This is a genomic window from Pseudomonas sp. sp1636 (genome assembly GCF_030376615.1).
GTDB lineage: Bacteria > Pseudomonadota > Gammaproteobacteria > Pseudomonadales > Pseudomonadaceae > Aquipseudomonas.
On the sequence record NZ_JARRAB010000005.1, the window covers coordinates 118,023 to 141,320 of the forward strand.

General features: G+C 64.2%; 22 protein-coding genes. 10 read left to right on the forward strand and 12 right to left on the reverse strand.

The features are described from left to right. Window positions 1-4: 4 nt before the first annotated feature. Window positions 5-1,390, reverse strand: coding sequence for a NorM family multidrug efflux MATE transporter (locus P8H27_RS06945; protein ID WP_289635982.1), 1,386 nt, complete (start codon window positions 1,388-1,390; stop codon window positions 5-7). A gap of 125 nt (window positions 1,391-1,515) precedes the next feature. Here P8H27_RS06945 and P8H27_RS06950 point away from each other — a divergent pair, with 125 nt between their 5' ends. Further along, window positions 1,516-2,442, forward strand: a complete 927-nt coding sequence (locus P8H27_RS06950; RefSeq protein ID WP_289635983.1) for a LysR substrate-binding domain-containing protein — start codon at window positions 1,516-1,518, stop codon at window positions 2,440-2,442. A gap of 24 nt (window positions 2,443-2,466) precedes the next feature. On the opposite strand, the gene P8H27_RS06955 is transcribed toward P8H27_RS06950, so the two are convergent. Both P8H27_RS06955 and P8H27_RS06960 read right to left on the reverse strand, forming a co-directional pair. Beyond that, window positions 2,467-3,963 (reverse strand): YifB family Mg chelatase-like AAA ATPase, encoded by a 1,497-nt coding sequence (locus P8H27_RS06955; protein ID WP_289635984.1) that lies wholly within the window; start codon window positions 3,961-3,963, stop codon window positions 2,467-2,469. A gap of 34 nt (window positions 3,964-3,997) precedes the next feature. Then, on the reverse strand, window positions 3,998-4,270 hold the full coding sequence (locus P8H27_RS06960) for an accessory factor UbiK family protein (protein WP_289635985.1): 273 nt from the start codon (window positions 4,268-4,270) through the stop codon (window positions 3,998-4,000). Between the two features lie 411 nt (window positions 4,271-4,681). On the opposite strand from P8H27_RS06960, the gene glnK reads away from it, so the two are divergent. From glnK to sutA, 4 genes are all read left to right on the forward strand, one after another. Beyond that, complete coding sequence (gene glnK, locus P8H27_RS06965) at window positions 4,682-5,020, forward strand: P-II family nitrogen regulator (protein WP_003096476.1); 339 nt, start codon at window positions 4,682-4,684, stop codon at window positions 5,018-5,020. A 38-nt stretch (window positions 5,021-5,058) separates the two neighbouring features. Then, on the forward strand, window positions 5,059-6,372 hold the full coding sequence (locus tag P8H27_RS06970) for an ammonium transporter (RefSeq protein WP_289636305.1): 1,314 nt from the start codon (window positions 5,059-5,061) through the stop codon (window positions 6,370-6,372). A 79-nt stretch (window positions 6,373-6,451) separates the two neighbouring features. Next, complete coding sequence (locus P8H27_RS06975; RefSeq protein ID WP_289636306.1) at window positions 6,452-7,702, forward strand: ammonium transporter; 1,251 nt, start codon at window positions 6,452-6,454, stop codon at window positions 7,700-7,702. Between the two features lie 234 nt (window positions 7,703-7,936). Continuing rightward, a complete protein-coding gene (gene sutA / locus P8H27_RS06980; RefSeq protein ID WP_289636307.1) occupies window positions 7,937-8,263 on the forward strand; it encodes a transcriptional regulator SutA in 327 nt (108 codons plus the stop codon). Between the two features lie 57 nt (window positions 8,264-8,320). Here sutA and P8H27_RS06985 read toward each other — a convergent pair whose 3' ends face one another. From P8H27_RS06985 to P8H27_RS07010, 6 genes are all read right to left on the reverse strand, one after another. After that, window positions 8,321-9,016: an HAD family hydrolase gene (locus tag P8H27_RS06985; RefSeq protein WP_289636308.1), complete on the reverse strand. Its 696-nt coding sequence runs from the start codon at window positions 9,014-9,016 to the stop codon at window positions 8,321-8,323. Next, window positions 9,013-9,909, reverse strand: coding sequence for a tyrosine recombinase XerC (xerC, locus tag P8H27_RS06990; protein ID WP_289636309.1), 897 nt, complete (start codon window positions 9,907-9,909; stop codon window positions 9,013-9,015). Before xerC ends, P8H27_RS06985 begins: the two co-directional genes overlap by 4 nt. Before the next feature lie 75 nt (window positions 9,910-9,984). Beyond that, a complete protein-coding gene (locus tag P8H27_RS06995) occupies window positions 9,985-10,689 on the reverse strand; it encodes a DUF484 family protein (RefSeq protein ID WP_289636310.1) in 705 nt (234 codons plus the stop codon). Next, window positions 10,686-11,516 carry a diaminopimelate epimerase gene (dapF, locus tag P8H27_RS07000; RefSeq protein ID WP_289636311.1) on the reverse strand — a complete coding sequence of 277 codons (831 nt, stop codon included), beginning with the start codon at window positions 11,514-11,516 and terminating at the stop codon, window positions 10,686-10,688. Before dapF ends, P8H27_RS06995 begins: the two co-directional genes overlap by 4 nt. Window positions 11,517-11,526: 10 nt before the next feature. Continuing rightward, on the reverse strand, window positions 11,527-12,780 hold the full coding sequence (gene lysA / locus P8H27_RS07005; protein WP_289636312.1) for a diaminopimelate decarboxylase: 1,254 nt from the start codon (window positions 12,778-12,780) through the stop codon (window positions 11,527-11,529). A gap of 9 nt (window positions 12,781-12,789) precedes the next feature. After that, window positions 12,790-12,927, reverse strand: a complete 138-nt coding sequence (locus P8H27_RS07010) for a lipoprotein (protein ID WP_289636313.1) — start codon at window positions 12,925-12,927, stop codon at window positions 12,790-12,792. A gap of 301 nt (window positions 12,928-13,228) precedes the next feature. On the opposite strand from P8H27_RS07010, the gene cyaY reads away from it, so the two are divergent. The 3 genes from cyaY (at window position 13,229) to rnk (ending at window position 14,291) form a co-directional block, all read left to right on the forward strand. Then, the gene (gene cyaY / locus P8H27_RS07015; protein ID WP_289636314.1) at window positions 13,229-13,561 is read left to right on the forward strand and encodes an iron donor protein CyaY; all 333 of its coding nucleotides are present in this window, start codon (window positions 13,229-13,231) and stop codon (window positions 13,559-13,561) included. Continuing rightward, the gene (locus P8H27_RS07020; protein ID WP_374761338.1) at window positions 13,542-13,766 is read left to right on the forward strand and encodes a DUF1289 domain-containing protein; all 225 of its coding nucleotides are present in this window, start codon (window positions 13,542-13,544) and stop codon (window positions 13,764-13,766) included. Before cyaY ends, P8H27_RS07020 begins: the two co-directional genes overlap by 20 nt. Before the next feature lie 117 nt (window positions 13,767-13,883). Then, complete coding sequence (gene rnk, locus P8H27_RS07025) at window positions 13,884-14,291, forward strand: nucleoside diphosphate kinase regulator (RefSeq protein WP_289636315.1); 408 nt, start codon at window positions 13,884-13,886, stop codon at window positions 14,289-14,291. A 28-nt stretch (window positions 14,292-14,319) separates the two neighbouring features. Here the strand turns inward: rnk and P8H27_RS07030 are convergent, their stop codons facing one another. The 3 genes from P8H27_RS07030 to P8H27_RS07040 all read right to left on the reverse strand — a co-directional run bounded on the left by P8H27_RS07030 (window position 14,320) and on the right by P8H27_RS07040 (window position 17,948). Then, a complete protein-coding gene (locus P8H27_RS07030; protein WP_289636317.1) occupies window positions 14,320-17,166 on the reverse strand; it encodes a class I adenylate cyclase in 2,847 nt (948 codons plus the stop codon). A gap of 120 nt (window positions 17,167-17,286) precedes the next feature. After that, a complete protein-coding gene (locus P8H27_RS07035) occupies window positions 17,287-17,532 on the reverse strand; it encodes a TIGR02647 family protein (protein ID WP_289636319.1) in 246 nt (81 codons plus the stop codon). Window positions 17,533-17,669: 137 nt separating this feature from the next. Beyond that, the gene (locus P8H27_RS07040) at window positions 17,670-17,948 is read right to left on the reverse strand and encodes a hypothetical protein (RefSeq protein WP_289636320.1); all 279 of its coding nucleotides are present in this window, start codon (window positions 17,946-17,948) and stop codon (window positions 17,670-17,672) included. 528 nt (window positions 17,949-18,476) lie between these two features. On the opposite strand from P8H27_RS07040, the gene P8H27_RS07045 reads away from it, so the two are divergent. Beyond that, window positions 18,477-21,566: an EAL domain-containing protein gene (locus P8H27_RS07045; RefSeq protein ID WP_289636321.1), complete on the forward strand. Its 3,090-nt coding sequence runs from the start codon at window positions 18,477-18,479 to the stop codon at window positions 21,564-21,566. After that, window positions 21,553-23,208, forward strand: coding sequence for a methyl-accepting chemotaxis protein (locus tag P8H27_RS07050; RefSeq protein ID WP_289636322.1), 1,656 nt, complete (start codon window positions 21,553-21,555; stop codon window positions 23,206-23,208). Before P8H27_RS07045 ends, P8H27_RS07050 begins: the two co-directional genes overlap by 14 nt. Window positions 23,209-23,298 lie beyond the last annotated feature (90 nt).

Sequence of the window (23,298 nt, forward strand, 5' to 3'; positions counted from 1 at the left end):
CCGCTTACGCCAAACACGCCTGTTTAGCGGCGTGCGCCGGCCGCAGCAGGCGTGCGCTTTTCCACTCGAAACCCAGGCTCAGGCCGACGGCCGCGCCAGCCAGGCCACTGGCCAAGCCCCACCATACGCCTTGCGCGCCCCAGCCCAGCGGGAAGGCCAGTAACCAGGCCAGCGGCGCGCCGATCAGCCAGTAGCAGGCGAGGCCGACGAAGAAGGTGGTCTTGGCGTCCTTGAGGCCACGAATGGCGCCCATGGCGATGGTCTGGATGCCGTCGAAGAACTCGAACCAGGCGGCAATCGCCAGCAGGCTTATAGCCAGGGCCGTCACCTCGGCGTAGGCCGGATCGCGGCGGTCGAGAAACAAGCCCACCACCCACTGCGGCGCCAGCCAGAACAGCGCGGCGAAGCCGAGCATGCAGGCCGCGCCCAGGCCGATACCCAGACGCCCGGCGCGGCGGGCCTCGAGCAGGCGGCCGGCGCCGAAGTGCTGGCCGATGCGGAAGGTCACCGCGTAGGACAACCCCACCGGCACCATGAAGGCCACGTACACCGACATGATCGCAATCTGATGCGCGGCCAGTTGCAGGCTGCCGAGCGCGCCCATGCACAGCGCGGCGAAGGCGAACAGGCCGGACTCCACCGCATAGGTACCGCCAATCGGCAGGCCCAGGCGCAGCAATTCGTTCAACTCATTCCAGCGCGGGCGCAGCAGGCCGCACCCCAGCGGGTAGCCGGCATAGGCGCGGTGGCGCAACACATGCCAGGCCAGCAGCAACGCCATGGCATTCATCACCAGCGCGGTGACCAGGCCGATACCGGCCAGGCCCAGGTGCGGCAGGCCGAACCAGCCCTCGATCAGCGCGTAGTTGAGGATCAGGTTGGCCAGCGCGCCGCCGATGCTGATCGCCATCACTGGGCCGGGGCGGCCGATCGCGCTGGTAAAACCGCGCAGCGCCATAAAGCTCATATAGCCGGGCAGGGCGAACACCAGCGTGGCGAGAAACTGCAGGGCGCCGCTGACGTTTTCCGGCAACTGACCAAAATACAGGAGCGCCGGCTCGAGGTGCCACAGGCTCACTCCGGCCAGTAACGCCAGCCCCCAGCCCAGCCACAGGCCGTTCTGGGTCAGGCGGGTGACGCCGGCCGCATCCCCGGCGCCGTGACGGATGGCCACCAGGTTGCCGACCGCGGCGATCACGCCGACGCAGAAGATCGACACGAAGGAATAGCTGGCCGCGCCCAGGCCGCCGCCGGCCAGAGCCTGCGGGCCGAGCAGGCCCATCATCACGGTGTCGGTAAAGACCATCAGCACATGCGCCAGCTGGGCGGCGATCAGTGGGCCGGCCAGGCGTAGGATGGCGCCGAGTTCGTTGCGAAGGGCATGCGGCATGATGAGTATCGCTCAGTAAGAGGACTTGCCCGGGCAGGCCAGGGGCGCGGAGAATGGCGCCATTCTCTGGGGTTATCCGCACCCGCACAAAAGGAAAAAACCGATGCCTGGCATGATTAATCCTCATGGATAAACAGCGTCGCCTAGCGCCGCTGTATGCCTTGCGCGCCTTCGAGGCTGCGGCCCGGCACGGCTCCTTCACCCGCGCCGCCGACGAACTGGCCATCACCCAGAGCGCGGTGAGCCATCACGTGCGCACCCTCGAAGAGCACTTCGCCTGCCGCCTGTTCGAGCGGCGCGGGCGCAGCCTGCAATTGACCGAGCCGGCGCGCTTGCTGCTGCCCGGCCTGCGCGAGGGTTTCGATGCCCTGGAGCGGGCCTGCACCACCCTGCGTGCCGACGATGCGATCCTGCGCCTGAAGGCGCCCTCGACCCTGACCATGCGTTGGCTGTTGCCACGCTTGTCGCGTTTTCGTTTGCACAACAGCGATATCGAGGTGCAGTTGACCAGCGCCTGGATGGACGTGGACAAAGTCGACTTTCTGCATGAGCCGTTCGACTGCGCCGTGTTGTTGAGCCGCGGCGAATTCCCGGACGACTGGGGCAGCGCGCTGCTGTTCGCCGAATGGCTGATCCCGGTCTGCGCGCCCGAGGCAGTCCAGGACGATCCCTGGGATCTGCTTCGGCTGCAAGGTGCCGAACTGCTGCACCCGACCCCGGATCGGCGCGACTGGCGGCAGTGGTTGCAGGCGATGAACCTGAGCGAGCAGGTGCCGCTCAAGGGCGGCCAGGTGTTCGACACCCTGGAACTGGGCATGGTCGCCGCCGCGCGCGGTTACGGCGTGTCGATCGGCGATCTGGTGATGGTCGCCGAGGATGTCGCCCAAGGCCGCCTCGGCCTACCCTGGCCCTGCGCGGTGCCCAGCGGCAGTAGCTATTACCTGGTCTGGCCCAAGGCGCGGCGGGGGCAGGAACGTTACCAGCGCTTGCGCGATTATCTGCTTGGCGAGGTGGCGGCGATGCAGTTGCCGCAGGTGCAGCGACTCGGCTGACTGCGCCGATGCGGCGGCGCAGCCTCAGCCCTGCGGATGGCCGCGATACTGCAAGGCCTCAGCCAGATGGCTGCGGGCGATCTGCTCGACTTGTTCGAGGTCGGCCAGGGTACGCGCCACCTTGAGCACCCGGTGCGCGGCGCGCAACGACAGGCCGAGGCGCTCGCAGGCGCTCTCCAGCCAACCCTGGTCGGCGGCGTGCAGGCTGCAGTGCTGGCGCAGGCCGGGCAGGTCGAGGAAGGCATTGGCCACGCCCTGGCGCTGTAGTTGCCGCTGCCGGGCGCGGGCGACCAGGGCGGCGCTGCTCGCGGTGTCGGCGCCAGCACTGGGCGCTACATGCAAAGCGGTGGTTTCGCGCGCCACCGTAACGTGCAGGTCGATGCGGTCGAGCAGCGGCCCGGAGAGTTTGCCGCGATAGCGCTGGATCTGTTCCGGGGTGCAGCGACAGCGGCCGCTGGGGTCGCCGAGAAAACCGCAGGGGCAGGGGTTCATCGCCGCCACCAACTGGAAACGCGCGGGGAAGCGCACCTTGTCGCGCGCCCGGGCGATGACGATCTGGCCGCTCTCCAATGGCTCGCGCAGCACCTCCAATACTTTGCGGTCGAATTCGGGCAACTCGTCCAAAAACAGCACGCCCTGATGGGCCAGGGTGATTTCCCCGGGTTGCGGGCGGCTGCCGCCACCGACCAGGGCTGGGCCGGAGGCGCTGTGATGAGGGTTTCTGAACGGCCGCTGCGGCCAGGCCTCTAGCGGCGCATGGCTGGCGACCGACTGGATGGCGGCAACTTCCAGGGCTTCCTGTTCCTCCAGCGGCGGCAGCAGGCCGGGCAGGCGGCTGGCCAGCAGGGTCTTGCCGGTGCCGGGCGGGCCGCTGAACAAGAGGTTGTGCGAGCCGGCCGCGGCGACCAGCAGGGCACGCTTGGCGGCGACCTGGCCCTGCACTTCGGCCAGATCCGGGTAGGGCAGGCTGCGCCGCAGCAGGCCCTGGGCCTGATAGGGGGCGATTGGCGTCTGGCCATTGAGGTGGGCGGCCAGTTCGAGCAGGTGCTCGACCGCGATCACCACCAGTCCGGAAGCCAGGCTGGCTTCCTCGGCGTTGGCCTTCGGCACCATTAGGGTGCGTCCGGCGGCGCGGGCCGCCAATGCCGCGGGCAGCACGCCCTGCACCGGCCGCACGGCGCCGGACAGGGCCAGCTCGCCCAGGCATTCGAGCTGTTCCAGGGCGGTGGCCGGCACCTGGCCGCTGGCGGCGAGAATGCCCAAGGCGATGGCCAGGTCGAAGCGCCCGCCGTCCTTGGGCAGGTCGGCCGGGGCCAGGTTGAGGGTGATGCGCCGCGGCGGGAAGTCGAAGGCGCAGTTGAGGATGGCGCTGCGCACCCGATCCTTGCTTTCCTTGACCGCGGTCTCGGGCAGGCCGACCAGCGCCAGCGACGGCAAGCCATTGGCCAGGTGCGCCTCGACGGTGACGGCGGGCGCTTCGACGCCGACTTGGGCGCGGCTGTGGACTATGGCCAGGGACATCGATCACTCCTTGATCGTCAGCCGTTCGAGCGGGTTACTCGGTCGGCGGCGTAGCGACTTGCGCGGTGCCTGCTTGCAGTTCGGCAACCTTGGCTTCCAAGGCTTCCAGGCGGGCACGGGTGCGGGCGAGGACGGCCATCTGGCTGTCGAACTCCTCCCGGCTGACCAGGTCGAGTTTGCTGAAACCACTCTGCAGCAAGGCCTTGAACTGGGCTTCGAATTCGCTACGGGGCAGCGGCGTTTCGCCATTGAACAGGCGCGAGGCGTGGGAGCTGAGGGCGTCGAGCAGGGCTTTGGGCGGCAACATGGCAGGGTTCCAGTGACAAACTGGCGGCAGTGTAGCACGCAGCCGAGGCCTGGGCTGGTGCGGCCAGCGCTGCACACTTTTTGCGCACTGATCGGTGTGCGCGCGCACCGTTATCGTGCGTTGTTCGCCGCTCGAGCTCTTGTCAGAAGCCAGTTATTGCCTGTAACTATTTGAAAGTATTGATTTTTATTTAGTGTGGCAAGCTTTCTGCTTAGTCGCCTATGACGAATGCACCGATGCGGTTCCGGTGCGTTAGGCGAAGCGGGAAAATGTTTCGCCAGGAGCGGTTGGTGGGTATCGGTGTCGTCAGCCTAGGGCGACCGATGCATTACAAAAGCCAGACACAGCGCTTAGACTTGAGCCGGGTTCGTAATTCCTGGGGCAAGTCCACCTTACACGGGAGAAAGTTTCATGAAGCTAGTCACTGCCATCATCAAGCCGTTCAAGCTGGACGACGTCCGCGAGTCACTGTCGGAAATCGGCGTGCAGGGCATCACCGTCACCGAGGTCAAAGGCTTCGGTCGGCAAAAAGGTCACACCGAGTTGTACCGCGGCGCCGAATACGTGGTCGATTTTCTACCCAAGGTAAAGATTGACGTGGCCATCGCCGACGATCAGCTGGATCGCGTCATCGAAGCCATCACCAAGGCGGCCAACACCGGCAAGATCGGTGACGGCAAGATCTTCGTCGTCAACCTGGAGCAGGCGATCCGCATCCGTACCGGCGAAACCGATACCGACGCGATCTAAACCTCCGAACGAACCCCCCACGCCCCAGGAGTTAAACCATGACTCTGCGAAAAATCGCAGGGCTAGGCGCCCTATTGTCTCTCGTTCCTGGCTTTGCCATGGCCGACGAGGCCGCTTTGAATGGCGGCGACACGGCTTGGATGCTGGTCGCGACCGTCCTTGTGCTGTTTATGACCATTCCGGGGCTGGCCCTGTTCTATGCCGGCATGGTGCGTTCCAAGAACGTTCTGTCGGTGCTGATGCAGTGTTTCGCCATCACCGGTCTGATCAGCGTGCTCTGGGTCATCTACGGCTACAGCCTGGCCTTTGACACCAGTGGCATGGCGTCGGGGGTGGTCAATCTCAACTCCTTCGTCGGCGGCCTGTCGCAGGCCTTTCTCGCTGGCCTGAGCAGCGACAGCCTGGTGGCCGGGATTCCGGAAAGCGTGTTCATCAGCTTTCAGATGACCTTCGCCATCATCACCCCGGCCTTGATCGTCGGCGCCTTCGCCGAGCGCATGAAGTTCTCGGCCATGCTGGTGTTCATGACGGTCTGGTTCACCATCGTCTATGCCCCCATCGCGCACATGGTGTGGAGCGGCGACGGCGCGCTGCTGTGGGACTGGGGCGTGCTGGATTTCGCCGGTGGCACCGTGGTGCACATCAACGCCGGTATCGCCGGTCTGGTGGCCTGTCTGGTGCTGGGTAAGCGCAAAGGCTTTCCGACCACCGCGATGCCGCCGCATAACCTCGGTTACACCCTGATCGGTGCGAGCATGCTGTGGGTCGGCTGGTTCGGCTTCAACGCCGGTTCGGCGCTGGCCGCCAACGGTACCGCCGGCATGGCCATGCTGGTGACTCAGGTCGCCACGGCGACGGCGGCACTGAGCTGGATGTTTGCCGAGTGGATCACCCACCGCAAGCCCAGCGTGCTGGGTATTGCCTCCGGTGCGGTGGCGGGCCTGGTGGCCATTACTCCGGCGTCCGGCACTGCCGGGCCGATGGGGGCGCTGGTCATCGGTCTGGCGTCGGGGGCGATCTGTTTCTTCTGCGCCACCAGCCTGAAACGTAAGTTCGGCTATGACGACTCCCTGGATGTCTTCGGCGTGCATGCCGTGGGCGGCATTGTCGGCGCCATTCTCACCGGGGCGTTCGCCGCGCCGGCGTTGGGTGGCTTCGGCACGGTGGAGAATATTCCCGCGCAGTTGTGGGTGCAGGTCGAGGGCGTGGCCTTCACGGTGGTCTATACCGCGGTGCTGACCTTTGTGATTCTGAAAGTGATCGACCTGGTAATGGGCCTGCGGGTCAGCGACGAGGAAGAGACGGTCGGTCTCGACCTCGCCTTGCACAACGAGCGTGGCTACAACCTGTAAGCACACGGAGTGCGCCCGGAGCCAACCCGGGCGCCTTAACCGAACAGCGCTATAAAAGCGCGCCGGCAAGAGGTGAACCATGGATAACACAGCATTGACTGCATTGCAGTACGGCTTCGATACCTTCTACTTTTTGATTTGCGGTGCTCTGGTGATGTGGATGGCAGCGGGTTTCGCCATGCTCGAAGCCGGTCTGGTACGGGCGAAGAACACCACCGAAATCCTCACCAAGAACATCGCCCTGTACGCGGTCGCCAGCGTCATGTACCTGGTGATCGGTTACCACATCATGTACTCCAGTCCGGAAGGCGGCATCCTGCCGAGCCTGGGCTTCCTGCTCGGTGCTGAAAACAGCGTCGAGTCGGTTCTCGCCGGCGGTGACGATGCGCCTTATTACTCGGCGCGTTCGGACTTCTTCTTTCAGGTGGTGTTCGCCGCCACCTGTATGTCGATCGTCTCCGGTGCCGTGGCCGAACGCATGAAGCTATGGGCCTTCCTCGCCTTCGCCGTGGTCATGACCGGCTTCATCTACCCGGTGCAGGGCTTCTGGAAATGGGGCTCGGGCTTCCTCAACGAAGCCGGCTTCCTCGATTTCGCCGGCTCCGGCGTGGTGCACATGGCCGGTGCCTCGGCTGCCCTGGCTGGCGTGCTGCTGCTCGGTGCGCGTAAGGGCAAGTACGGCGCGGGCGGCCAGGTCAACGCCATTCCGGGAGCCAACCTGCCGATTGCCACCCTGGGGGCCTTTATCCTGTGGATGGGCTGGTTCGGTTTCAACGGTGGCTCGCAGCTGAAGATGAGCACCATCGAAGACGCCAACGCCGTGGCTAACGTCTTCGTCAACACCAACATGGCCGCCGCCGGCGGCCTGATCGCGGCGATGATCGTGGCGCGCATCCTGTTCGGAAAATCCGACCTGACCATGGCCCTCAACGGCGCTCTGGCCGGTCTGGTGGCGATCACCGCCGAGCCGCTGACCCCGAGCGCCCTGCAAGCGACCCTGATCGGTGGGGTCGGTGGCGTGCTGGTGGTGTTCGCCATCCTCGGCCTGGACAAGCTCAAGATCGACGACCCGGTCGGCGCCATTTCGGTGCACGGCGTGGCCGGTATCTGGGGCCTGTTGGCGGTGGTGCTGACCAACCCGGATGCCACCCTTGGCGCCCAGTTGCTCGGCCTGGCCTGCATCTTCGCCTGGGTGTTCGGCGCCAGCCTGATCGTCTGGTCGCTCATCAAGCTGGTGATCGGCCTGCGCGTCAGCGAGGAGGAAGAGTACGAAGGCGTGGATATCGCCGAATGCGGGATGGAAGCCTATCCGGAATTCACTAAAAGCTGATTGCCGGCGATTTAAAGCAAGGGCGCCCAAAGGCGCCCTTTGTTTTTTCTGACAGCACGCTAGAATGCGCGCCGATAAGCACTGTTATGCGACACGGCGGTGTTGATCCGGGCCAGCGCGAGAAGCGGCTGGGGCTTTGCCAGGCAAGGTCATTTGAATTTTTTCCGGCGACGTACGATAGATCACGGCGCTGGGCTATAACTAACCTGCTTATCGCAAGTCATGAGGTTGAACATGAGCGACGAAGATCTGGAACAAGACGAGCTGGACGGGGCTGACGAGGAAGGTGGCGAGGAAATGGCTGCCGCCGATGATGTCGACAGCACTGATGACGACGGCGACGAAGTTGTCAGCAGCGGCAAGAGCAAGGCCAAGGCCAAGGCTGCGGTCAATGTCGAAGAGCTGCCGAGCGTCGAAGCCAAGCAGAAGGATCGCGATGCCTTGGCGCGCGCCATGGAAGAGTATCTGGCGCGCGGCGGCAAGGTGCAGGAGGTCGAGCCTAACGTGGTTTCCGACCCACCGAAGAAACCCGATAACAAATACGGCAGTCGCCCTATCTAACCGCCCAGGCGAGGCGGGTCGTTTATCAACGGCCTGCCAAGGGTTTGGCCGTCCCGCCTACGCCCAGCTGTGCAGCAGCGCCGGTAATTCGGCCAGGCTGCGGATTTCGCCATCGGCGCGCTTGTCGCCTTCCCAGGTGTTGCCCTGCGGGTTGAACCAGATCGCCCGCAGGCCGGCCGCCTGGGCGCCGGCGATGTCGTCGCAGGGATGGTCGCCGACATGCACGGCGTGCTGTGCGGCAATGCCGGCACGCTTGAGGGCTTCCTGAAAAGGCTTGGGATCGGGTTTGCCGACCCCGAGTTCTTCCGCGCACAGGGCGAACTGGAAATAGTCGGCCAGGCCCAGGCGCCGGATATCGGCATTGCCATTGGTAATCACCCCGAGCTGGAAGCGATTGGCCAGGGTCTCCAGGGTCGGGTGTACCTCGGCGAACAGCTCGACCTGATGGCGCGCGGCGAGAAACACCTGAAAACCACCCTCGGCTAGCGTTGCGGCCTCGCCAGACGGATAGCCGGCACCGGTCAGGGCGCCCAGCAGAATGCGCCGGCGCAGTTCGCTGAGGCGATATTTGAGCGAGGGTTCGGCTTGCAGCAACTGCGCGCGAATCGTCCACAGGTGTTCGATCGGCACCGCACCCAGGCGTGGCGCATACATGCCCAGCCAGTTGCGCAGGGCCGCTTCGGCGTCCTGCATCACTGGGCTGACGTCCCACAGGGTGTCGTCGAGGTCGAAGGTGATCAACTGAATGCTCATTCGCTGCTGCCTTTGCGTTTGGCCCGTGGGTGGGCGCGGTCATACACCGTGGCCAGGTGCTGGAAATCCAGGTGGGTGTAGACCTGGGTGGTGGCGATGTCGGCATGGCCGAGCAATTCCTGCACCGCGCGCAAGTCCTGGGAGGACTCCAGCATATGGCTGGCGAAGGAATGGCGCAGCATGTGCGGGTGCAGATTCTGCCCGAGTTCGCGCGCCCCGGCCTGGCGTACCCGCAGTTGCACGGCGCGCGGGCCGAGCCGACGGCCTTGCTGGCTGATAAATACCGCGCCATCGGCCGGCTTGGCCAGGGCGCGCAAGGGCAGCCACTGCTCCAGCGCCTGACGCGCCATGCGCCCGACCGGCAGCTCGCGGGCCTTGTTGCCCTTGCCCAGCACCCGCACCAGGCCGTCGCGCAGATCCAGGTGGTCGAGGTTGAGGCCGACCAGTTCGGCCAGGCGCAGGCCCGAGGAATAGAACAGCTCGAGCATGGCCTGATCGCGGCGGGCGATGAAGTCGTCCTCGACCGCGCCGTCGAGCAGCTGCGCGGTGCGGTCGGCATCCAGGGTCTTGGGCAGGCGCTGTTGGCCTTTCGGCGGCGTCAGGCCGCTGGCCGGATCGTTCTGGCAATGGCCTTCGCGGATCAGGTAGCGGTACAGCCCGCGCGTCGCCGAAAGCAGGCGGGCCAGGCTGCGGCTGGACTGGCCCTCGAGGTGCAGGCGGGCGATCAGGCGGCGCAGGCGCGCGGCGTCCAGCGCGCGCCATTCGGCGATCTGCTCGCGTTCAGCGAAGGCGACGAGCTTGGCCAGGTCGCGGCTATAGCCGTCGAGGGTGTGTTTGGAGAGCTGACGCTCGCTGCGCAGGTGTTCGAGGTAGGCGTCCAGATGATCTTGCATGGTTGCTCCCCGGGGCCTTGTGGGCGCGGGTGTAGGGGGGGCGGGCGGCGATCCGCTTCAGCCCAGCCTACGTGATTAACGCACCGAGCGCAGCGGCGTGGCGAAGCGCGGCAGAACCCGGGCCAGGACTTCGGCGATATAGCCAAGGAACAGGGTGCCCAGGGAGCTCTTGTAGTGCTGCGGGTCGCTGCTGCCGATTGCCAGCACGCCATGCAGACCCTGATAGGACAGCGCGACCACTGCTGCCGAGCCGACTTGCCGGGCTTCACTTTCGCCGAACAGGAAGTTCAGTTCATGCTCGCGCAACACGCCGCAGATGGTCTTGCCGCCGGCCAGCAGGCCGCCGATGGCCTGATGCGCTTCCGCGCTGCTGACCGAACGGCCGACCGCGAGCGACGTATCGCTGAACAGGATCAGGCTGACGAAGGGCACCTGGAACTGGTGGCGCAGGCTGTCTTCCACGGTGCTGACCACCTCCTCGAGGCCGGCGGCGTCGAGCAGGTCGAGCACCAGGCGGCGGGTCTTGTCGAACAGGCGGTCGTTGTCGCGGGCTACATCCATCAATTGCGAGAGGCGGTGGCGCATCTCGATATTGCGCTCGCGCAACAGCTTGACCTGGCGTTCGACCAGCGAGATGGTGTCGCCGCGCTGGTGCGGGATGCGCAACTCGGGAATCAATTCGTCGTGGTCGATGAAGAATTCCGGGTGCCGACGCAGGTAGTCGGCGACTGCCGCCGAGTCGAGTTCGAGTGGTTGGGGCGAATCCTGCTGGTCGGTCATAGGCGAACCTGTCCTTCGTACACGCGCATCGCGGGTCCGGTCATCATAACGGGCCGATCCGGGCCTGCCCACTCGATGCACAGCTTGCCGCCGGGCAGCTCGAGCTGCACCGGCGAGTCCATCCAGCCTTGGCCAATCGCCGCCACTGCCGCCGCGCAGGCGCCGGTGCCGCAGGCCTGGGTTTCGCCGGCGCCGCGCTCCCAGACGCGCAGTTTGGCATGCTGGCGGTCGATGACTTGGAGAAAACCGACGTTGACCCGCTGCGGAAAGCGCGGATGCTGTTCCAGTTTCGGCCCCAGCTCATGCACCGGCGCCTTGTCGACGCTGTCGACGCGCAGCACGGCATGCGGGTTGCCCATCGACAGGGCGGCCAGCTCGACTGTTTGCCCCTCGACCTCGACGCGGTAGCTCAAGGCTTGCTGTTCGGCCTGGAAGGGGATTTGCGCCGGCTGCAGGCGCGGTGCGCCCATGTTCACGCTGATCTGGCCATCGGGACGCACGTCGAGTTCGATGATCCCGCCCTTGGTTTCCACCCGGATCTGCTTCTTCATGGTCAGGCGCTTGTCCAGCACGAAGCGGGCGAAGCAACGGGCGCCATTGCCGCATTGCTCCACTTCCGAGCCGTCGGCGTTGAAAATCCGGTAGCGGAAGTCGACATCCGGGTTGCTCGGCGGCTCCACCAGCAGCAGTTGATCGAAGCCGACGCCGGTGTGGCGGTCGCCCCACTGCTTGGCGTTCTTCGGCTGGATATGCGCGTGCTGGCTGACCAGGTCGAGAACCATGAAATCGTTGCCGAGGCCGTGCATTTTGGTAAAGCGCAATAACATCAGGATGCCCTTATGGTGCTGGCGGCAGCTGGCTTTCGCCCGCAAAGAGTTCGCTGAGGGTCTCGCGGCGGCGCACTGCGAAGGCCTGCTCGCCATCTACCATCACCTCGGCGGCGCGGCCGCGGGTGTTGTAGTTGGAGCTCATGACGAAGCCGTAGGCGCCGGCCGAACACACTGCCAGCAGATCGCCTTCGGCCAGCGCCAGGCGACGATCCTTGGCCAGAAAATCACCGGTTTCGCAGATCGGCCCGACGATGTCGTAGTTGCGCGTCGCGCCATCGCGCGGCCGCACCGCCACCACGTCCATCCAGGCCTGGTACAGCGCCGGACGGATCAGGTCGTTCATCGCCGCGTCGACGATGGCGAAATCCTTGTGCTCGGTGTGCTTGAGGTACTCGACCTGGGTCAGCAGCACGCCGGCGTTGGCGACGATGGAGCGGCCCGGTTCGAACACCAGAGCCAGGTCGCGCCCGCCAATGCGCTCACGCACCGCCTGAATATAGGCGCCGGCCAGTGGTGGCTGTTCGTCGCGGTACTGCACGCCGAGGCCGCCGCCGAGATCCAGGTGCTGGATGCGAATGCCCTGTGCGGCCAGTTGATCGATCAGCGCCAGGAGGCGATCCAGGGCATCGAGGAAGGGCGGCAGGCTGGTCAGTTGCGAGCCGATGTGGCAGTCGACGCCGACCACCTGCAGGTTCGCCAGGGCGGCCGCGCGGGCGTAGACCCCGGGCGCCTGTTCGATATCGATACCGAACTTGTTTTCTTTCAAGCCGGTGGAAATATAGGGGTGGGTGCCGGCATCCACGTCCGGGTTGACGCGCAGGGAAATAGCCGCGGTCGTGCCCAGTTCGGCAGCGACCTGTTGCAGGCGCTCCAGCTCATCGACGGACTCGACGTTGAAGCAGTGCACGCCGACCTGCAACGCCCGGCGCATGTCGTCGCGGCTCTTGCCGACGCCGGAGAAAACGATCTTGCCGGGCTCGCCGCCGGCGGCCAGAACCCGCTCCAACTCGCCGCGCGAGACGATGTCGAAGCCGGCGCCGAGACGCGCCAACACGTTCAGCACGCCGATATTGGAGTTGGCCTTGACGGCGAAACAGACCAGGTGCGGCACGCCCTGCAAGGCATCGGCATAGGCTCGGTACTGCGCCTCGATATGGGCGCGGGAGTAGACGTAGGTCGGCGTGCCGAAATCTTCGGCGATGGCGGACAGCGCCACGCCTTCCGCGTACAGCTCGCCGTCGCGGTGGGTGAAAGCTTGCATGGAGCCCCCTTAGAGAAAGATGTCTCTGTCGCGTTCTTGCGCCGTTTTCCCGTCATCCGGCAGATACAGCGGGCCTTTCTGGCCACAGCCGGCGAGCAGGGACGTGAGGGCGACGAGCGCGATAAGGGCAGTCAACAGCCGCTTCATGGTGAAGTCCTTGTAATAAAGCATGATTGCGCCGGAGTATACCGACCCCCCGGCGCCTTGCCTATGCGCCAGGATTCCCGTCTGGCGGGGCTTTGCCCGGATCCTTGGCGCCGGCTAACGGGTTTCGCCACGGCACGCAGGGCGGCAGCGGATCATCCGCATATACCGCTGTATACTGCGCCTCTTCGCTTGCCTGGCTGGCTATGCTTGCCCTGCGAACCAGCCCCAGCCATCGTCCGCGAGGTTTTCCCCGCGCCCCTGGCACCTTTTGACGCACCTGAATTTTTCGAGGACATCCGCAATGAGTTTGACCGAAGCCCGCTTTCACGATCTGGTCGATACCGTACAGCAAGCGGTGGAGGACATTTTCGATGACAGCGATCTGGATCTCGACCTGGAAAACTCGGCGGGTGTGCTGACCGTGCGTTTTGAAAACGGCACGCAGCTGATCTTCAGCCGTCAGGAGCCGATTCGTCAGCTGTGGCTGGCGGCCCGCGCCGGCGGTTTTCACTTCGACTACGATGAAGCCAGCGAGCGTTGGATTTGCGACAGCAGTGCCGAACTGCTGGGTGAAATGCTCGCACGCATCACCCTGGAGCAATCGGGAGCCAGTCTTGAGTTCGAAGAGCTCTGAGTCAGATTTGGGCGCGGTGCCCGAGCAGGCTGCGCCGCTGATCGCCTCGCCGTGCGTGCGCCAGTGCTGCCTGGACGAGGGCGATATGTGTCTGGGCTGTGGCCGATTGCTCAACGAGATCCTCGAGTGGGGCAATGCCGATGAGGCGCGCCGACGGGGCATTTGTCGTAGCGCCCAGGTGCGCTTGCGGCAGGGTCGAGACTGACCGGCCGACCTTGTTTATTTGAATGGCTGTGATACGGTCGACTCGACCAGTGTAAAACCCCGTCATCAGGCGGGGTTTTGCTTTTTTCGCCTCCAGTAAAGGACAGTTGAGCCGACCATGACCAGTGCACCGCCAATCACCATTACCCGTCTCGATTTACAGCGTTTGGAGCGTTTGCTCGACAGCCTGGAAGAGTTCGGCCCGGGTGCTGTCGCCCTGCAGGCCGAGTTGGATCGGGCCGACGTGGTTGGCCACGACCAGGTGCCCGCCGGGGTGGTGACCATGAACTCGCGGGTGCATTGTCGCGAGGAAAGCAGCGGCAAGGACTATCACCTGACCCTGGTTTACCCGCAGGACGCAGGCGCCGAGGGCAAGGTGTCGATCCTCGCGCCGGTGGGCAGCGCCCTGCTCGGCCTCAGCGTTGGCCAGCACATCGACTGGGTCGGGCCCGGTGGCAAAGCGTTGAAGTTGACCCTGTTGGCCGTGGAGTACCAGCCGGAAGCGGCCGGCGAATACAGCCGCTGAACCGCGCTCTGGCGGCCTGCGCGCCGGCTCAGGCTTTTTCCAGGGCGGTGTTGAGCGCCGCTTCCAGGCGAGCCTTGTAGCGCAGGTAGTGAACGGTCTGGGCCCGAGCGTCGCCGAGCACGGCGGACAGGTCGAGGTCGGTGATGTAGCACGGGTAGCGCTCGCCCCCGCGGCGTTGGGCGAGGATGTGCCGGGCCACGGCGGCGAACAGGTCGCCGGCATATTCCAGCTCGGAAAATTCACGGTGGTTGCAATACAGGGTCACGTGGGCGCGCTTGCCGTCGACCGGCTCGACTATCGCCTGCACGTCGTAGAAGGGGTGGCTCACCGGCGCTGCCGGCGGCGGGCGCAGCTCCACCTGGCGGGCGCGCTGCGGCGCCGCCGGCAGGACTTCGTAATAGAGCACCTCCAGCGCAGTCAGGGGGATCTGGCTGTCCAGCGGCAGCAAGGCATTGCGCCGGTACAGCAGCGATTGGAGGAAGCGCTGCAGCGGCGTCAGCAGGCTTTGCTCGTCGCGAAACGGCATGCTCTGGCGCCACAGCGCGTTGTGTTCGTCGAGCAGGGTCAGTTCGGCCAGGCCACTGTCTTCGTGGCGCCGGTAGAACACCTGGATGCACTCGGGGCGGCCGAGCGGCAGGATCAAGGCCAGGTCTTCGCCTTCCAGAGCGTTGCGGTCGAGGCGCAGCAGGCTGTAGCCAGGTTGCTCCTTGCCGAGGTGTTCGAGCAGCGCCGGCATGCCCGTCAGGGCGGTGTGGCTGACCTGCCCCGGGGTCAGTTCGAGCAGGTGGTATTGCTGCTTGATTTGCAGCAGGTAGCGGTTGTGTTGCGTACCGGCGAAGTTATCCAGGGTGTCGCGAAACAGTTCCTCGACCCGCTCGGCGATGGTCGTGGCCCGGTTGCGGCAGAAGCAGCGCACCCGCAGCTTGGGTTTGCTGCCGCTGGCCGGCAGGCTGTTGAGAAAATCGCGCAGGCAGTCGAGCAGGGCATGGGGGCCGTCATAGCGGCTGACCAGCAGTTCGTTCCAGCTGTTCAGGTTGACCTGGTCGATGGTCAGCACCAGATTCTCGCGCACCCCGGAATAACCCAAGGCATCGATTCGCTCGGTGGTCATGTGCACATTCATCTGGCTGTGCTGCTTGAGCGGGTCGATGCCGACATTGACCAATAGCAGCACTTCGCCGGGTACGCTGGCGCGCAGCAGGGCGCTTTCCTCGATCGCTGGCAGCGGCAGCGGCACCGTCTGTTGCAGGCTGCTCAGCAGGTTGGACAACTCGAACTCGCTCAGGTCGCTGGCGCCCGGGTGCAGCGACAGCCGCGTGCTGCTGTCGATGACGCCGTTGCGATGGCTCCAGGCGAGCAGCTCGATCAGTTCGCGGGCGCGTTTGAGCGGGGCGAAATCGGCCCATTCCTGGGCGCCGAGACTGCCGCCAAACAGCGCCCACTGGCTTTCGTTGGGGGTGGGGCAGTGAACCAGGGTCAGGGTGTCTTCGCCCAGATCCGGGGCGATCCCCGGGTTGATGAATTCGATCTTGCCGGCCTTGCGCTCGAAGGCGGCGTACAGGCGTCGGCCGAGTACCCCGAGGTCGCGGCTGTTGAGCGAGCTGCCGGCCTGGGCGGCGCGGGCGAATTGGGAGAGGAAGCGGTAGCTGTAGGTCAGTTCGTTGACCAGCGCGCGGCGCTCGGCGTCGACCTGGCGCACCTTCCACTGGCTGCGGCTGTCGAGCATCGCCAGTTGCCGGCTGTCCCAGTTCCAGTCGCAGGTCAGACGCTCGAGCAGCAGGCGTTGCCAGCTTTTGCGGCGGTCGCGCGGCGGCCGGCTGAGTTTCTTGTTGATTTTCAGGTACAGGCAGCGGCGGATCAGCTCCAGGCGCTCGGTTTCGCCGCGCCCGCTCAGGTATTCTTCCAGGCGGCGGTACACCACGATGTAGGGATCGAGTTCGTCGAGGTCGAGGCGATTGCAGAAGACCGCTTGCTTGAGGCGCAGCGCCAGGCATTGCACCTGGGGGTGTTCGCTGGCGTAAACCTCGGTGAGCAGCAGCTTGAGCACCGACTTGTAAGGGGATTCGATGCCCTTGAACAGCTGCCACATGCCGGCGCCGATGAATTCGCCCGGCGGAATCTGCGCCAGGTGACCGAGGTCGAGCACCTCCTCGGCGCGGATAAAGCGCTTGCTCAGCAGGATGTCGATGTAGGCGTGGTAGCGCTGCTCCTCGTACACCGGCACCAGCCACCAGAGCGGGATGCGCCCGGCCAGCCAGATCGCCGTGCGGTAGAACTCGTCGAGCAACAGGTAGTGCTGGGTGGTGCCGCAATCGTCCGAGGTCAGCCGCGCCTCGCGGTCGCCGACGCTAAAGCGCAGCGGGTCGATCAGGAAGCAATGCGCTTCGGCGCCCTGGGTCGCCGCCCAGGCCTCGAGCTGGTCGCACTTCTTGCGCAACTCGGTGAGTTCCTGGGCGCTGAGGTCGGGCGCGTGACACACCCACAGATCCATATCGCTTTGCTCGGCCTGGGCCACCGTGCCCAGGCTGCCCATCAGGAACAGCCCATGTATCGGCAGCGCGTTGTTGCCGCGGCGTGCCTTGTAGACGAAGGAACGGGTCAGGCGCTGCGCCTCGGCAAGCAGATCGGCGTCGGGCTCGAAGCCGCTCAGCCCGGCCGGCGTCAGCCCGGACACATAACCCGGCAGCAACGGATGATTGACGTGAAACAGCAGTGGCAGCAACTTCAGAACCGACTGCTGACGGCTCGACAGCGCCTGCATGGCGCGCTGCAGGCGGCCGTCGTTGACCTTGAGAAAGCGCGCCCGCAGCTGAGCCAACACCTTGCGGTCGATCCCTTCGTCGATATCCGGGCGGATTTCCTGAGTACGGCTCATGCGCAGGCTCGGCGGGCAATGCGCCAAGACGCTAAGCCGGTCTTGGCGAGGTGCGGATGGGGCGCCTTAGCGCCCACGCGATTGCCCGCTGGCGCAGGCGGCGTGGGCAGTGGCGGCGGCTCAGGCGGTTTCGGTCACATTGAGAATGGTCAGCAAGGATTGCGCATGTTCGGCCGCCTCCAGCCCCAGGCTGGTCAGGTAACCGCCATCTTCCTGAGTGACCAGGCCTTTGGCGTGCAGACGTTTGGCCGCGGCAATCGCTTGGGGCGCGGCGACATGATGAACCTTGAGGCCTTCCTGGGTGTTGCCCAGGTTAAACAGGGCGAGAAGATCCAGTTCAGCAACCAACTCAGGGGTAAAGGACATAAGTGCTCCAGGCTCTGGTAAACAGGGGCCGGGCAGCGCGTGTGCCCGACGGGTTGAGTCCCGCGTGGATGAAGCGAGGCGCGGGTGTGTGCAGTGTAGCGAGACGCGCGGTTGCGCGCAGGGCTAAGCGACTAGCGTCAGGATGTTTCGTTAGGCAATTGCGGCAAGGCGCGCAGGGCTTGCTCGTAAGCCGCGCTATCGAATGGTCGATCCTCGTCGAGCATGGCCTTGATCTCATGGGCCAGTACCATCGCCATCAGTTGCAAGATTTCTTCCCGCGCGTAACCGACCAGGCTCAGTTTGTTCAGGGTGGCCAGGGTGGCAGGCGGCTCAGCGGTCGCGAGCTGATTCTCGATGGCCTGGATCAGGGCTTCTTCGGCAAACGCCTCGTCTTCGTTGTCGTCGTGTTCGCTCATGGTGGGCTTATCCGTGGACTGAGCATGCAGTGTGCCAGCGCCGAGTCGGCTGCGCCATGCGTCGCTTGGCCGTAGCCAGCCGTGTTGCCGCTCGGCCGGTTTGTCTCGGGCGCTCAGAACCGTCCTGGCCAGGTACGGTTGGCTCTGCGCAATGGCAAACCGGACGGTAACGATGTTTGCCGCGCGAGGTGCAGTGTTGATCCATGTCAATCTGCCACTACCTGGTGTGCGGTATTGGTAAGACCGCTAGGGTCACCCTCCACTTAATTAAGCTTTATTGCTCTGGCCTGTGCATGGCCTGTTTCCTCGTGGCCTGAAAGACCGTGAAGAGGTTCTCGACTGCGGCGACCGTCTCCAGGTGCCTGCTGCTGATGTTGCGCTATGTCAACAATGGGGCCGTTTGGCTCACTAACCCCCCTGGGGTTTGTGTGGCTCCCGTTCACAACCTTTGAGCGCCATTTGCGGCGAGACGCAAAAACGGAGAACTGTTGATCCTGAAGTTAGAACGTTTTTATGGAGGGCGTCGCCATGTCGACTGAAGTGGCCGAGGTATGCCCGAAACGGGCATCGAAGAGCCGCTGGCTACGGATCAATGTCAACCAGAAAATGGTGATCAATTTTCTGCTGATATTGCTGGTCGCCGCCGCCAACGTGAGCGTGGTGCAAACGATGCTGCGCGACCTCAAGGGGGTGGCGGAGACGGTTGGCCAAGCCGGCAAGTTGCGTGTGTTGAGTCAGAAAATCGCCTTCGAAACCAGCCTGGTGTTACGCCTGGAAGGGCACAAGCAAGAGCAGGCCATCGCCACCATTGACGCCTTCGAAATGCATTTGAGTGGCCTGGAGCGGGGCGACAACGTATTCGGCCATAACGCCATGACCTTATCGACCCAGATAACCCCGCTGGTGGCGTCGATCCGGCCGAAGTGGCACTCCTATCGCAGTCACATCGAATCTCTTCTCGAAATGCGCACCCCCGCTGGGGAGGTGGCCGCCGAGTTGGGTCGCGTCCACGCCGAGGCGGGGCAACTGCTGGGAATTGCCGAGGCGATTGTTGAGGCGCTGACCATTGAGGCGCAGCAAACCCAAGAACGCGGCCTGCAGGAGGTCTATGCGCTGCTGGTGGTGGATGTGCTGGTGCTGTTCGGGATTTTCCTGCTTGCCCGCAAACAGATTGTCCACCCGCTGCGCGACCTGGCCCGGTACAGCCGGAGGCTCGGTGCGGGGGATTACCGCGTGCGCTCGAATTTTCGCGGCACTGATGAAATCGGCGAGTTGGCCGCTGCCTTCAATTTCAGTGCGCAGCAGATTGAAGAATTGATTACCAGCATCGACCTCGATCGGCACCGATTACGGCGGGCAGAGTCGATCTTCCGGGGGCTCGCGGAAAACTCGGTGGTGGGCGTGTACATCGTCCAGGAGCACAGGTTCCAATACGTCAATCTGAAAATGGCCGAGATGTTCGCCTATAGCCAAGGCGAAATGATCGCCTCGCTGGGCGTTCTCGACATCGCCAGCGAGGCCGATCGCAGTCTGGTTGAATCGAATATCCAGAAACGCCTGTTCGGCGAAGCCCGTGCGGTCAACTACGAAATGCGAGGCCGGAAAAAGGATGGCTCAACCTTTGATGTAGAAGTGTTTGGCTCGAAGATGGACGTCGACGGCAAGACCGCCACGATCGGCATCATGCTCGACATCACCGAGCGCAAGCGGGTCGAGCGCGCGTTGAAGGTGTTAAGCGCGTGCAATCAGGCGCTGATTCGCGCCACCGACGAGTCTGCGTTGCTTACCGAAATTTGCGGCATCGTCCAGCAGCTAAGCGGGCATCCCTTTGTCTGGGTCGGTTATGCCGATGATGAGGCGAGCAAGTTGGTGCGACCCGCGGCCAAGAAGGAGGCGGTGGCCGGGGCGCTGCCCTTCACGGCCGGCGAGTTGAGTTGGGATGATTCGGCGCGTGGCAGCGGCGTTACCGGAACCGCGATCAGAACCGGGCGCACCGCCGTTGTGAAATACGGGCAAAACAATCTGCAGTATCCGCCGTGGCGTGATTTTCTGATCGAGCATGGCATCCAGTCGGGCATGGCGTTGCCGCTGATAACGGAACGCAAGGTGATTGGTGCGCTGACCATCTATGCGCAGGACGCCGCGGCCTTTACCGCCAGTGAAATCAGGGTAGTGGAGGAACTGGCCGGCAGTTTGGCTTACGGCATTACCGCGTTGCGGGCTAATTGCGCCCGCCAGCACTACGCGCAACAACTCATGCATCAGGCCACGCACGACGTGCTGACCGGCTTGGCCAACAGAAGCTTGCTGAGCGACCGGATCAAGCAGGCGATCGCCTCGGCAGAGCGTAGCGGGCGGGCGGCAGCCTTGTTGTTGCTCGACCTCGACTGCTTCAAGGTGATTAACGACAGCCTGGGTCATCCGGCCGGCGATGCATTGTTGCAGGCCGTCGCCGAGCGCCTGTGTTCCCTGGTGCGCAAAGCCGACACGGTGGCGCGTTTGGGCGGCGACGAGTTTGTCATCGTGCTTCCCGGTCTGGTGAAAGTGGCGGATGCCAGTCTGGTCGCGGGAAAGATCCTGAGTGCGCTTGCCAACCCCTTTGTGATCGACCGCCAGGAGTTGCATATCGGGGTCAGCATCGGCATCAGCCTCTATCCCCAGGACGGTACGCACGAGGAGGTGTTGCTGAAAAATGTCGACTTGGCCATGTACCGGGCCAAGTTCGAAGGACGCAATAAGTTCCACTTCTATACGGAAGAATTGAATATCCATAGCCGGGAACGGCTGGCGCTGGAGTCCGACCTGCGCGGTGCCCTGGAGCGCGGTGAACTGCTGCTGCATTACCAACCGCAAGTGGCCCTGCACAGCGGCGAGATCGTCGGCGTCGAGGCCCTGCTGCGCTGGCAGCACCCCGCGCGGGGGATTCTGGCGCCCGCGCAGTTCATTCCCATCGCCGAGGAGAGCGGACTCATTATTCCGCTTGGCGCCTGGGCGATTAAGACCGCCTGTGCCCAGCAGCGGGCTTGGCGGGAGGCAGGACTACCCCCGCTCAGGGTCGCGGTGAATATTTCCGCGCATCAGTTCCGCCGCCACGACCTGCTCGCCGTGGTGGCAGAGGCGTTGCAAGAAACCGCGATGGAAGCCCGTTATCTGGAGTTGGAACTCACCGAAACCGCGATCATGCAGGAGCCGGAAAAGGCCATCCCCGTTCTGTTGGAGTTAAAGGCGCTGGGCCTGCACCTCGCCCTGGATGATTTCGGCATGGGTTACTCCTCACTCAACTACCTGCGCCAGTTTCCGCTGGATGTTCTGAAAATAGATCGATCCTTTGTCAACGATCTGACGTCGAGCACGCCCGGCGCAAGCATTGTCAAAACCATTATTTCGCTGGCCCACAGCCTGGATCTGAAGGTGATTGCCGAAGGCGCGGAGACCAAGGCGCAGTTGGATCTGTTGAGCGCATACGGCTGCGACGAAGTGCAGGGTTTCTATTTCAGTAGACCCGTACCGGCCGCTGAGCTGGCGTGCCTGTTTAATTCATGGGGGGAGCTTGAAGCCAGGCCGGCAGACGAAGAATTGATAACATCTAAAAGCGGAGCGGAACATGAGAGTACTTAACAACTTCAGCATCAAGACCCGCCTTATTGCCTTGATCGGTTTTTTGGCGCTGTTGATGGTGGTCATAGGCGTGATAGGGCTCAAGGGTATGTTCAACTCCAACGAGTCACTCAATGACGTCTATCGCGACCAGCTGGTTTCCACGGGCAGGATTGGTCAGATCATGAGCTTGTTGCGCGATAACCGTATCCAGGTGCTCCTCGCCCTGCAGCATGACCCGCGCAGCGGCTATAACTCGCTGCATCGGCACCCGGTCGAGCTGCATGTCGATATGATCGAAGCCAATATCGAGAAAATCAGCGCTATCTGGCAAGCCTACATGGCCGACCCCAGAGGCGGCGAGGAGCAAGGCTTGGCGCAGGACTTCGCCAGCAAGCGTGCGATCTTCGTCAGCGATGGCCTGCGCGCGACCATGGCGGCCGTCGCCGGTGGCCAGTTTGATGCAGCCGGCAGTCTCACCGTGAACCGCCTCGAGTCGACCTTCTCCGCGGTGGCCGCCGCTGCGGATGCGCTTCTGCAGCTGCAACTGGATTCGGCCAAGGCGGAGTTCGTCGCGGCCGAAAGCGAGTACCGCCTGATCCGCAATAGCATGCTTGTCCTGCTCACCCTGGCCATCGGCCTCGGTATCGCCCTGGCCTGGGGCATCATTGCCGCCATCGGCAGCGCCGTTGCCGAACTCGAGCGGGTCAGCGGGCAGATGGCCGAGGGCGATCTGACCGTGCAGGCGAACTACCAGGGTAACGACGAACTGGGCCGAATTGCGCATGCCTTCAATCGTATGCGCGAACGTTTTCACGGCATGCTGCTGCAGCTTTCCAGCGCCACCACTCAGCTGGCAGCCGCAGCGGAGGAGACCTCCTCGGTGAACCAGCAAACCGGCGCGGGCATTCGTCAGCAACAATCCGAGATCGAGCAGGTGGCAACGGCCATGCATGAGATGGCCGCCACCGTTCAGGAGGTGGCGCGCAGCGCTGCCGGGGCTGCCCAGGCGGCACAACAGGCGGATCTGGACGCCGCAGATGGGCGGCAGGAGGTCAGTCGCACCATCGATGCCATCGATCTCCTCGCCACTGAGGTGGAGCAAGCTTCGGCGGTGATCCTGCAGTTGGAGCAAGACACCGACAAGATAGGTGGCGTGCTGGAGGTGATCCGCGGTGTTGCCGAGCAGATCAACCTGTTGGCCCTCAACGCCGCCATCGAGGCCGCGCGCGCGGGAGAGCAGGGCCGTGGTTTTGCCGTGGTGGCCGACGAGGTGCGTACCCTGGCTTCGCGTACGCAGCAATCGACCAGCGAAATCCAGGAGATGATCGAACATCTACAGATGGGCTCCGCCAATGCGGTGAAGGTCATGGGCGCCAGCCGCAGTCGGGCCCAGGACGGGGTAGCACAGGTGGCTCGAGCCGGCACCACTCTGGAGTCCATCACCCGTGCCGTGGCCACCATCAACGACATGAACGGCCAGATCGCCTCCGCCGCCGAGGAGCAGAGCTCGGTCGCCGAGGAAATCAACCGGAATGTCGTCACCGTCAGCCAGGTTGCCGAACAGACCAGCGTGGGGGCGCAGCACACGGCAACCGCCAGCGAAGAACTGGCACGCTTGGCCGAGCAATTACAGGCATTGGTTGGCCAGTTCCGTATTTGAGGACGGGACAGCAACGCGGATCCGCCGAGTCGCTGGCGCCGCCAGAACCCGCACGTCAAGCGCATCGCCGCGGATAAAGCGGCGGCGATG